The organism is Alteromonas sp. ABV4_150 (assembly GCF_056311745.1).
This window is the reverse complement of sequence record NZ_CM149971.1, coordinates 3,450,837-3,463,315: the sequence shown is the minus strand read 5'-3', so window position 1 is coordinate 3,463,315 and position 12,479 is coordinate 3,450,837. Positions and strand designations below refer to the sequence as shown.

6 protein-coding genes and 1 pseudogene are annotated in these 12,479 nt (G+C 44.9%); 2 read left to right on the top strand and 5 right to left on the bottom strand.

Going from position 1 to position 12,479, the window contains the following annotated elements; genetic code table 11:
- Positions 1 to 86 precede the first annotated feature (86 nt).
- A complete protein-coding gene (gene topA, locus ACYX4M_RS15000; RefSeq protein WP_476080711.1) occupies positions 87 to 2,747 on the bottom strand; it encodes a type I DNA topoisomerase in 2,661 nt (886 codons plus the stop codon).
- Between the two features lie 394 nt (positions 2,748 to 3,141).
- Between topA and astB the strand changes: the two genes are divergently transcribed.
- Positions 3,142 to 4,482, top strand: coding sequence for an N-succinylarginine dihydrolase (gene astB, locus ACYX4M_RS14995; RefSeq protein WP_476080710.1), 1,341 nt, complete (start codon positions 3,142 to 3,144; stop codon positions 4,480 to 4,482).
- A 77-nt stretch (positions 4,483 to 4,559) separates the two neighbouring features.
- Here the strand turns inward: astB and ACYX4M_RS14990 are convergent, their stop codons facing one another.
- The gene (locus ACYX4M_RS14990; RefSeq protein ID WP_476080709.1) at positions 4,560 to 7,109 is read right to left on the bottom strand and encodes an Ig-like domain-containing protein; all 2,550 of its coding nucleotides are present in this window, start codon (positions 7,107 to 7,109) and stop codon (positions 4,560 to 4,562) included.
- Positions 7,110 to 7,223: 114 nt separating this feature from the next.
- Here ACYX4M_RS14990 and ACYX4M_RS14985 point away from each other — a divergent pair, with 114 nt between their 5' ends.
- Positions 7,224 to 8,570: a dicarboxylate/amino acid:cation symporter gene (locus ACYX4M_RS14985; RefSeq protein WP_476080708.1), complete on the top strand. Its 1,347-nt coding sequence runs from the start codon at positions 7,224 to 7,226 to the stop codon at positions 8,568 to 8,570.
- 163 nt (positions 8,571 to 8,733) lie between these two features.
- Here the strand turns inward: ACYX4M_RS14985 and ACYX4M_RS14980 are convergent, their stop codons facing one another.
- The 3 genes and pseudogenes from ACYX4M_RS14980 to ACYX4M_RS14970 form a co-directional block, all read right to left on the bottom strand.
- A complete protein-coding gene (locus tag ACYX4M_RS14980) occupies positions 8,734 to 9,960 on the bottom strand; it encodes a lipoprotein-releasing ABC transporter permease subunit (RefSeq protein WP_476080707.1) in 1,227 nt (408 codons plus the stop codon).
- Positions 9,947 to 10,658, bottom strand: a pseudogene (gene lolD, locus ACYX4M_RS14975) (lipoprotein-releasing ABC transporter ATP-binding protein LolD). Before lolD ends, ACYX4M_RS14980 begins: the two are co-directional and overlap by 14 nt.
- Positions 10,659 to 10,745: 87 nt before the next feature.
- Positions 10,746 to 12,299 (bottom strand): EAL domain-containing protein, encoded by a 1,554-nt coding sequence (locus tag ACYX4M_RS14970; protein WP_476080706.1) that lies wholly within the window; start codon positions 12,297 to 12,299, stop codon positions 10,746 to 10,748.
- Between the last annotated feature and the right edge of the window lie 180 nt (positions 12,300 to 12,479).

The window sequence follows — 12,479 nt, the reverse complement described above, 5'->3', positions numbered from 1 at the left end:
GACTCTAATGGATATATCAAGACGTAATAAGCCCGAATAAATTCGGGCTTAGGATTTATATTTCTGCGTAATGTATAAGCTAAGCGTTATTTTTTCTTAGCTTTTGACTTAGCCGCCGGCTTTTTCGCTGCCTGCTCCTGCCATTTGCCGTTGTCGTACCACGCCGACCACCCGGTGGCTTTTCCGTTTTCGTTTTCGGACATCACATACTGCTGTTTGGTCTTTCTGCTGTAGCGAACTATTGCAGGGTTACCATCAGGGTCTGTTTTTGGCGCATCAGCAAGATAATAGAATTTCGGCGATATTCTATCTCTAAAGCGGGCAAGTTCTTCCACTTTCGGCGCACGAGTCTCGCGTGACTTAGGGAAGTTATGCGCTGCCAAGAAAATGCCCGACGCCCCATCGCGTAGCATAAAGTGAGCGTCTGACTTTTCACACGGAAGCTCAGGTAAATCGACCGGATCTTCTTTAGGTGGCGCAGCTTCCCCGTTTCTTAGCAGCTTACGGGTATTCTTACATTCTTCGCTAGTACAGCCGAAGTATTTACCAAACCGACCGTTCTTAAGCTCCATATCACTGCCGCATTTATCGCATTCGATAATAGGGCCGTCGTAGCCTTTAATTTTAAATGTTCCCGTCTCAACCAAGATGCCATCACAGGTGGGGTTGTTACCACAAACGTGAAGCTTACGGGTCTCGTCTACCAAATAACTGTCCATAGCAGTGCCGCATTTAGGGCAACGCTTTTTAGAGCGAAGCGCTTCTGTTTCAAGCTCTTCCTCGTCATCTACCTTCACCACTTCATCACCAGGCGTTAGGTTCATGGTGTTGGTGCAACGCTCTTTAGGCGGTAAGTTATAACCTGAACAGCCCAAGAAAACGCCGGTTGAAGCCGTTCTCACATTCATTTCGCGGCCGCATTTGTCGCATGCGATATCCGTAGGTATTGCCTGATTTAGGCGCATACCGCCCTCTTCAGGATCTTTTTCGGCGTTCAGCAGTTTCCCATAAAAGCCGCTGTAGAATTCATTAAGAACATCTTTCCAATCTTTATTGCCTTCAGCAATATCATCAAGATGCTGTTCCATGTTTGCCGTGAAATCGTAGCTCATTAAATCGTCAAAGTTTTCCATCAGACGATCGTTGACTATTTCTCCCATTTTCTCGGCGTAGAAACGTTTATTTTCCAAACGCACATAGCCGCGGTCTTGTATGGTTGAAATGATACTAGCATACGTAGAAGGACGACCAATGCCGCGTTTTTCAAGCTCTTTCACCAAAGACGCTTCGTTAAATCGCGCTATTGGCTTAGTGAAGTGTTGCTTAGGATCAAGTACTTTAAGATCAAGCACATCACCTTTTTGTACATCGGGCAACATAAGTTCTTCTTCGCCTTTTTTGCGAAGCTGAGGCTGCACGCGCGTCCAACCGTCAAACTTAAGTACTCGGCCTTTTGCTGTAAGTTCGTAGTCCCCTGCCGCTACTTTGATGGTAGTTGCATCGTACTTTGCCGGCGTCATTTGACACGCTAAAAACTGGCGCCAAATAAGCTCATATAGACGCTGTGCATCGCGCTCCATATCACCTAGACTTGCAGCACTAATGCTCACATTTGAAGGTCGAATCGCTTCGTGCGCTTCCTGCGCACCCTCTTTACTTCCATAGCGGTTAGGCGAATCTGGTAAATACTTACCACCAAAATTATCTGAGATATATGCTCGCGCGCTATCTACTGCCTCTTGACTCAAATTGGTCGAATCAGTACGCATATAGGTGATGTAACCCGCCTCATAAAGACGCTGAGCCATCATCATGGTTTTCTTAACACCGAAGCCCAAACGTGTGCTCGCTGCTTGTTGCAGCGTAGAGGTAATAAATGGCGCAGAAGGACGACTTTGCGTTGGCTTCGACTCGCGGCTTTCTACCGTGTAGTTAGCCCCTTCTAATTCAGCAAGTGCTTTGTCTGTTTCAGCTTTGTTTTTAGGCTTAAATGCATTACCTTGATGCTTGGCAACCAACATACGAAGCGCTGCTTTTTGTTGGCTGGTCAAGTCTGCATGTACATCCCAGAACTCTTCTGGTACGAAGGCTTTGATTTCGCGCTCTCGCTCGACAACAAGCCTAACCGCTACCGATTGAACACGCCCAGCTGAAAGGCCGCGCGCAATCTTTTTCCACAGCAATGGCGACACCATAAAGCCCACAACGCGGTCTAGGAAACGGCGAGCTTGCTGCGCATTAACACGAGATATATTTAGCTCGCCCGGGTCTGAAAATGCTTCTTGAATCGCATTTTTAGTAATTTCGTTGAACACTACCCGCTGATATGTCTTATCTTTTTTGCCTAGCAGCTCTTGTAAATGCCACGCAATCGCTTCTCCCTCGCGGTCCAAATCCGTTGCGAGATAGATAGTGTCAGCATCTTTTGCGAGCTTTTTAAGTTCGTTGACTACCTTTTCTTTACCCTGCAGCACCTGATAGTGAGCCTTCCAGTCTTTCTCTGGATCAACGCCCATTCTGTCTACAAGTTTTAAGTATTCGTGACGACGAAGATATTCTTGACGCTCTTCTTCGCCTAAAGTTTTGAGTTCTTTAGCCGGTTTTTTAGGCTCTACTTTGCCTAACGCCTTCGTCGGAAGATCTCGAACATGGCCAACCGAACTTTTTACGATAAAATCTTTGCCAAGATATTTATTTATCGTTTTTGCTTTGGCTGGTGACTCGACTATGACCAGTGATTTTGCCATATAATTGAACTAAACCTATTGATTTTTAATGACTATTTACGTCAATTTCTGAAAACTGGAGCAGCCCGACACTATATATAGGGTACTCGCTCTTTTTTAACATATATCTACAAAGTGAATGGAAAACAAGATCTTCTTCATACTTATTCTTCCCACCGCTCTAAACGCGCACAAAAACTGTACATTAAATGAGCAGTGCGATTGGCATCGGTCTTAAAAGCCGTATAATGCCAGCCATTCCAACCTGACCTAACAACGCACTCAGGTTTAAAGACGTGCCGTGTTTGACTCTGAGAAAAGCGAAAGCGTTACCGTTGCTATGAACTTATTCGCAGTATCTTTAAGAATGTAGCATATGGGGTCAACAGCAAAAACTACAAGAATGAGGGAAAGTATGAAGCAGTTTGAAGTTAACTTTGATGGTCTTGTTGGCCCTACCCACAACTATGCCGGCTTATCGTTTGGCAATGTCGCTTCCCTAAACAATGCGAATGCCAAAAGCAGCCCTAAGCAGGCTGCAAAGCAGGGTCTTGCAAAAGCAAAAGCGTTGGCCGATATGGGAATGGTTCAAGGTGTATTAGCTCCGCAAGAACGCCCTGATATTGCGGCACTTCGTCGATTAGGCTTTACCGGTTCTGATGCCCGCGTGCTAGAAAGCGCTGCAAAGCAGTCTCGCGAGATTTTCTTGGCATGTTGCTCTGCTAGTAGCATGTGGACTGCAAACGCCGCCACTGTGTCTCCTAGTGCCGATACTGCCGATGGTCGCGTTCACTTTACCCCTGCAAACTTAACGAACAAGTTTCATCGCTCACTAGAGCCTCAGGTTACAGGCAATATTTTGCGCGGCACATTCGCCAATGAAAAACACTTTGCCCACCATCAGCACCTACCAGATAACGAGCATTTTGGTGACGAAGGTGCAGCCAACCATACACGCCTATGCAGCAATTATGGGCAGGCTGGCGTTGAGTTGTTTGTTTATGGTCGTCACGCATTTGATACCAGCAAACCTGCACCGACAAAATACCCGGCTCGCCAAACATTAGAAGCATGCCAAGCAGTCGCTCGCTTACACGGTCTAGACGACGATGGCGTAGTTTACATGCAGCAAAACCCTGACGTAATCGACCAGGGCGTATTCCATAACGACGTGATCGCTGTAGGTAACCAGAATGTATTGTTCTTCCACGAGCAAGCGTTCTACCAAAAAGACGCCGGATTTAAAGAGCTTCAAGCCAAATTTGGGAGCGAACCGCTTCATTTTATTGAAGTGCCGACTGCCGAAGTGTCTGTTCAAGACGCAGTAAAAACCTACTTGTTCAATACGCAAATTATAACGCTTCCAGGTGGCGATATGACCATAATAGCGCCAACTGAATGTCAGGAAAACGAAGCCGTCAAGCGTTATTTAGACAAGCTAGTGACACTAGGCACACCGATAAAGTCAGTTAATTTCTTTGACGTTAAACAGAGTATGCGCAATGGCGGCGGCCCGGCGTGTTTGCGTTTGCGCGTTGCCATGAACGACCAGGAACTTGAAGCAGTAAATCAAAACACGTTAATCAACGATACACAGTTTACGCGCTTGAACGCGTGGGTCGACAAACACTATCGCGATGAACTAAGCGAAGATGACTTGCGCGATCCTCAGCTACTGATTGAGTCGCGCACTGCTCTAGATGAGCTTACGCAAATTTTGAAGATTGGTTCGGTTTATCCGTTCCAGCAAGGGTAAGTGCTATAGCGCCTTAAAAAGTAAAAAGAAAGCCGGCTAACAGCCGGCTTTTTTTATAATTTCAATAATGTATACATTTACGGCGTAACCAAAGTACACTGGTCAGTCACACCGAACGGGTTAGCCGGCGGTGATGCGCCTTCATCGGTCACGTCTTCAGCTGAAATACTAAGCGTGTAGTTCATCGAAGCTTGCGCCTCGCTTCCTGTAGACTGACCGAAAACGGAAATAACAGCATCATACCAAACCGCATAACTGCTCGGGTATCGGTACTCTAATTCGGCGTAACCATTTTCATCTGTTTCAGCGTTGCCGTTAGCAAAGGTTATGGTTCCCACCAATCCAGGAGTAAGCATCTGGTCTCCATTGGTATCTTCATTGGTTGGGGTTGTATCCAAAATGCCGTTATCGTTAACATCTTCTGTAAGACAGTTTTGATTTACTATCGCTACCCATTGCGATTCGTCGTCATCATACACCCAGAAACCTGTGCGATATTCACCATTATCCACATACTTTGCCGGCGATACCGATGCAGTTAGGTTCACGCCGCTGACTGGCTGTCCAGCTGAGTCAGAAACAAAAACACTGAAACGCTTCAAGTAAGATGTAGAGGTAGGTTCTTCAAGCTCATTACCCGTTCCTAGAGAGATATCGAATGCGCGAGCACCTACTGTTAAAGTAACTTGATCATCTATTGCTGAATCATCAGCAACAAAGGCAGTAACAACTACAGACTCTAAGGTTGAAACCGAGCCTGACGTAAAGACTGTTGTAGCTATTCCCTTACTGTCGGTAGTTGCTTGAGAGGGCGATACGAATCCGGTAGACACGTCAGAGACAGTAAAGTTAACCACACTGTTTTTTACCAAATTACCATCTACATCGCGAACCACCGCGCTAATCGTGCTGGTTTGTCCATCAGGGCCTAAAATATCAGGCGATGCATCAGCAATAAGCGTGTGCGGTGTAGTAGCTATGAACTCAATTTGAGTAAGTGCTGAAACCAACACATTGCCGCTTCCGTCGCTTGCCGACGCTGTAATTGAAGAAATGCCAGCATTGTTGGCGCTAATGTCAATACTTGCTTGTCCTTCTGCATCGGTTTGTACCGTTGAGTCGCCGTCAATCACGCCACGTGAGGCGCTAAAGGTCACCTCTTGGCCTACTACTGGCGTGTTGTTTTGACGCCATTGCACGGTGATAGTCTGTGTTTGCCCTAACGGCACTTCTTCTGTTGGTAAGTTAACGAAGTTAAACTCGTCTTGCTGTACCTGTACCGTAAAGCTTGTTTCAGCATTAAGTGCTGATGCAGTAATGGTATTTTCTCCAGAGGCAGATGCTGTATATGACACAGTAGCTTGTCCGTTAGCCCCGGTATTAACAGTGGCGCTGCTAAGGGTGCCGTTTGTGGCACTTAAGGCAACATCTTCATTTTTTATAGACTCGCCATCCGAGTCTTGAAGACGGATGGTATAATCAACAGTGTCATTTAAAATGACTGAAGACGCGCCGTTGATAGTTACTTCTGTTCCGGCAATTGTAATATTAACCGACTCAGTAAGGCTGCCCGCGCCGGCTGTAATAGTAATCGTACGGTTTGATTTATTGTTTTGCGACGTCAGTATTGCACGTGCGGTACCATCTGAAAGGGTAACGGGTTGCGTGAGCTGAAGCTCAACGCCATCACCTGTTGCTGCTGAGAAGCTTACCTCAACCCCTTCCATCAACACACTTTGCTCATTTTTAACTAGTGCAATAAGTTCGACTTCATCACTACCACTTGAAGCCAGCTGAATACTGTCAGCGAAAAGCTCCAGAGATGCCGGGTTTTCACTTACCGTTGTACTGCCTTCAGAACTAAAAGTCGTCGAGTCTGTTTCACCAGTAGGTAAAGTAGCCGTTACTTCGCCGTCACCGGACGCGCTTCCTACCGACATACCTATTGTTGCAACACCTTCTGCATTGGTAAGTGCAGTCGCTGTGTCATTTGAAAAGGTAGCCAGCTCATCGTTACTTAGTGAAAAGGTAAGCAACAAATCTGCCTGAGGTTCACCCAGTGAATTTGTTACCGTTGCAACTGCCGTCAACGCATTGCTCGATGAAAGGTTGTTATCAGCCTCGCCGCTATCATTTTGCAACGAGAGAGAAACGCTAATTGTAGAAGGGTCTGTGCCGGTAACTGCGGTCGCAGAAAACGTTGTCGTTCCTGTTTCGCCACTGCCTAGCGCTGCGGTAATTTCACCATCACCCGAAGCCGTGCTTGCATCTAAACGAATTCTGGCGACACCGCTTGAGTTAGTTCTTGCAGTGCCGGTATCATTTCCAAACTCGGCAAGTTCCTCGTTACTCAGGGTAAAAGTTAGCAGAGCATCTGAGTGCGGATTCCCGTCTTCATCTGTCACAGTCGCTACCGCAAACAGGCTGTTGTTTTCTGATAAGTTGTTGTCGCTTGCGCCACTTTCATTTTCTAACGATAAGGCAATTGAATAGGTAGGCGTGGTTGTACCGCCGTCTCCGCTTCCATTATCCGTGTTATCCCGAGAGACTGAAGAGCCGCCCCCACCACATGCTGTTAGCATAAATATTGCGCTAATTAAGCTTAGCACTCTCGCTAATGTCGACATAATTCGTTCCTGAACCTCTTTTATTGACAATTGCGTCGTTTTTTATGTTTAAAAATCAACTAAATCTGGCACACTACGAAAGATTAAAAATATAAAAATGCACAGGAAACATTAATGTCTTCATCTGCACATAAATATAGTTTAACCGCTCGCATATTTATCGGCATGGCTGCCGGTATCTTGACTGGTGTCTTTCTCCAATTATTATTTGATGATAGCGGAGATTTTACTTTTTCGATATTCGGTTTAGAGCTCTCAACGTATAACATTCTTGTCGAAGGTATATTTTCTACTCTCGGACAAATCTTTATCGCTAGCTTAAAAATGCTAGTGGTTCCCCTCGTTTTCGTATCCCTTATATGCGGAACAAGTACCTTATCAGATCCAAGCAAGCTGGGAAGGCTAGGTGCGAAATCGGTTGGATTATATGTTGTCACAACCGCAATCGCCATAACACTAGCCATGAGTATAGCTTTAGTCGTTTCTCCTGGTGACGGGCTGAATCTTACCACTGAAACCACGTTCCAAGCTAAAGAGGCACCTAGCCTGTCAGACGTTATTGTTAATATGTTTCCTAGCAACCCAATAAATTCAATGGCGCAGGGCAACATGCTTCAGATCATTGTTTTTGCAGTACTCTTTGGTATAGCAATGGCGATGACGGGTGACGCGGGCAAACGCCTCACCGCTATCTTTGAAGATATTAATACGGTAATCATGCGTTTGGTGACAATCATCATGAACCTAGCGCCTTACGGCGTCTACGTACTGATGGCAAAGCTATTCTCAACCATTGGCGGCGAAACGATATTGAGTTTGGCGAAGTACTTCTTCTTAGTATTTGGCGTTCTGATCCTTCACGGCCTTGTTACCTATTCTGTTTTGCTTAAAGTTTTGGCGGGCTTGAACCCGGTCATACTGTTGAAAAAAATGCGTGACGCAGCTCTCTTTGCTTTTAGTACGTCAAGCAGCAGCGCTACCCTGCCTGTCACTATGGAAACAGCAAAAAACAAACTTGGTGTAGGTAATTCAGTTTCATCATTCACGCTGCCTTTGGGTGCAACTATTAACATGGATGGTACCGCCATCATGCAAGGTGTAGCGACCGTTTTCATTGCTCAGGTTTACGCCGTAGATTTAAGCCTTGGCGACTATATGATGGTAGTGTTGACCGCCACTCTTGCTTCTATCGGAACCGCTGGTGTACCTGGTGTTGGCCTGATTATGCTGGCCATGGTGTTGCAGCAGGTAAACTTACCCGTTGAAGGTATTGCGCTTATTATCGGTGTAGATAGACTGCTTGATATGACCCGAACTGCGGTGAATATTACCGGTGACTGCATGGTGTCATGCGTCGTTGCAAAGAGCGAAGGCGCGTTAGATGAGAATGTTTATAACGACCCTAAAGCTGGTTTGAAACAAGAAGATGTTGACTTTGAACACTTCGAAAAGAACAGTTAGCAAGGAATTAAAGCCCACTTAGTGGGCTGTGAACATTATTTAAGTGTCGCACAAACCCAGCAGTTAAATACAAATAAGGCCAGCATAATTTGCTGGCCTTTATTTTTTCGCGCGAAACTGACTTGTTAAGTAAATACAATTATCGCTCGGACTTAAAATTTAGCTAGTGAAGCGCAGAAGATGGCGACACTTTCACTGCTTTATGTGCTGGATATAGCGTTGCGCCTACGCTTAAAAACATGGCTACAACAACCGTTATTACGACATCTTGCCAGTGTAAGCGTGAAGGTAGAAAGTCAATAAAATAGATATCTCCAGATAGAATTTCTACACCCAATGACGTTTCGATAAAACGAACAATATCCGACAAATTGGGCGCCACCAGCAAGGCTAGCGTAACGCCAACGGTGATGCCGACAAATCCATTGATAACACCTTGCAGCACGAATGTATTGCGGATTAAGCGGTCTGTGGCTCCCATTGTTTTTAAAATCGCTATAGCAGCTTGCTTGTCTCTAACCGCCATCACTAACGATGACACTATATTAAAACAAGCAACGGCAATCACTAACGCAAGCGCAACATAGACTACCGCTCTTACAAGCTGAATGTCGTTGTACAAATGCCCTTGAGTACGTGTCCAATCAGACATATAAACAGCTTGAGGATAGCTATAGCCTATATCTCGCATGGTATCGTATGCTGAAAAAGGATCATTAAGGGTAAACTGAATACCCTGGGCGTTAGATGTAATACCAATAGCTTCCGAGGCAGTCGCTAGGTGCATCAGCCCAAGCTGATTGTCTAGCTCACCACCAACAGATAGCACCCCTGCAATAGTCAGCGTAATAGAACGTGGCGCCTTAAAGGTTAAATCATGGGTGGCTTGAGGTATCAATAGCTGAACTGTATCTCCCACAGAGAGCCCCATGGAAGACATAATACCTTTTCCAATAATTAACCCATTGGTCTGTTCGGAAAAGTTAAGCCAGTGCTGGCTAGCCACTCTTTCAGAAAATTTGTCGCCAACTTGATTAACTGGGATACCGGTAACACTAATGGCCTTCAACTCACCCTTCGATTGCAGCATGCCTGTTAACCCAGTGTAAGGAGTTACTGACGCAATACGCTTGTCTTGAGAGAATCGGTAAAGCTGAGCGTCTAAGTTCTCTATGCCACTTTCACTTTTAGTGTAAAGTTCGCCGTGAGGAACCACACTTAGAATACGACTTGTCAGCTCTTTTTCAAAACCGTTCATAACACTAAGCAGTACGATAAGCACGAAACACCCAAGTCCAATGCCGATTGTCGATGACATTGATATAAACGAAATAAAACGCTGTTCGGAGCGTGTTTTTCTAAATCGTTTTGCCAGTTCAAGGGCGAGCATTATTACTCTCCATGGATAACGCCTCGCAAGCTAGCCGGCCGTCTTTTATCTTCAACACCCTATCCATTTTCGCAGCAAGAGCAATATCGTGGGTCACCACCACAAAAGCAGTGCCCTTTTTCTCACTTAGACTGGTCAAAAGCTTATAAATTTGTTCACCCGTAGAGTCATCCAAATTCCCGGTAGGCTCATCAGCGAGCACAACGGAAGGTTCAGTGACTAAGGCGCGGGCGATTGCCACACGCTGGCGCTCGCCACCCGACATGGTTGAGGGTAAGTGGTCCGTTCGATGGGAAAGCCCGACTTCTTCTAACATAGCTTTGGCTTTGGTATGGGCGTCTTTTATCGACCGTCCTCTTATTCTAAGCGGCATCGCAACGTTTTCTAAAGCAGTGAATTCACCTAGAAGGTGATGAAACTGATAAATAAACCCCATTTCATCATTGCGAAGTTTAGCTAATGCATTACCAGAAAGTTTACCAAGGGATTTACCATTAAATTCAACTTCGCCGTTGGAGGGTTTATCTAATCCTCCAAGTATATGTAGTAGCGTACTTTTACCCGAGCCGGAAGCTTCCTAAAATGGCTACATGTTCACCAGCTTTTATAGAAAGAGAAACATCGTGTAATACGGGGGTGGCGTTACTGCCATCTTGATAGGTTTTATTAATGTTGCTGCAAATTAGCACGTCCTGCATGCGACTGTTCTTCTATAGTTTCCAGACGGTGAATGGTAGCGCTAAACACTACCAACACCAACTGAAAAATGACAGCGCTAAAACGTGTTATTGTGTATCTTGGACGCTTTTAGCTAGCGCATCGGCAGACTGAGGCTTGCCAAACAACCACCCTTGGCCAAACCCGATAGTCAAGCCCTTCAGTTCATTACACTGTTCGGTATTTTCGACGCCTTCTGCAATCAGGTCGACGTTTAAACCTTCGGCGATGCTGACAATATGTGGAATAAGTGACGAACGAATACTGTTGTCTTCCATATCCATAACAAAACTTCTGTCAATTTTGAGATAGTCACAGTTCAAGGTTTTAAGCTGACTTAAGTTAGAGTAGCCCACACCAAAATCATCAATAGCAAACAAGAACCCTTTGCTTTTTAAAGATTTAATATGCTTAACTGCACTATGGGTTGCAATCTGCTCGTCTTCTGTGATTTCCAGCACTAACTTGAAATTTTTAACATTCATTTCCAGTACAAAATCTAAGTCTAAGCAATCCTCTCTTGTAAAATCGAAAGGAAACAAGTTGAAAGACACTTTGAACCCCTCTGGAATATCCGGATTCTCATTGAGGTCCTTTATCGCAGTCGTAATCATATGTACGGTAAATTCCCACGTCATATCTTGGTCTTTGACTTGGGGAATAAACTCATCGGGATAAATAGGCCCAAACTCGTCTTCAAAGCGACTTAGCACTTCACAACCGATGACTTTGCCGGTTTCCAAATCCACAAATGGCTGGTAAAGGCTATAAAACTTATGCTCTTTTAACCCTTTGCTTACTCTTGCCTCCAAAGAACGACGGCGTCTTAGATAATTGAACACCAGCATGTGCGTGAGTGCTGCCGTCATGAGCATGACGAAGACAAACAAGACAATCTTCCCCATGTGTAAATCCAACACACGACCGTGATCAGACTTAACTTGTAGGCAAGTGTTGGTGTAGCGTTCATCGCACAAAATGAATTTTAAGGAAAAATAACCAGTACGTGCATCCATGTCTTTCTGAGTAAGCTTACTATCAACAAGCCCTGGATTACCCGCCATGTGATAAAATTGATCACCGTTATAAAAAAGCTGCCAATCTTGTGTAAAACTGTAGCCAATGACACTATCCATATCTAGCACAGCGTTATAGCGTCCACGTTGAACAATGGTGCCTGAAGCCTGCTTATCAAATAGTTGCAGCGGCGTATTTATCCAAAATGCATCTCCAAGCTTAGTGTAAAAATCGGGAGTTACTTCTTTTATAGGCTCTTTAAGAACGCCTAGATAGGTGCTGCACGATAATTGCTTATTTTCGTAGAAACCAATTTCTTTTACAAAACGAGAGCGAAATAGAGTCTTGCGCATTTCTGCTAAGTTTTCGAGTTCACACGACTGATAAGTAAGAGCGTTGAGATAATCAAGGGTAATCTCAGCGTCTCTAAAGACTGTCCGAACATTATCTAAGATCCCTTTGGCTCTGCTCTCTTCTTGTTCCCTAACGAACACGAACATAACTATGGCAAGAACGAGGGACACTAAAATAACGCTTAGTAGAGAAACGCCAATCGCTTTTAAATTATCCGCTAAAAAGTACTGTTTTTGATCGCTTTTATTCATAATCTACATTGTATTCAAGCATTCACCCGAACACTCTAGTACAGATTCAAAAAAAAGCACTAAGACTTTAGGGCACATGTCACTGTTTGTTAGATATTTTTTATACCTAATACCAGTCAGTATAGATAGTCGTTTGGGCGCTTGGAAAGGATACCGGTCAATAAAAAACTTACGAATGCA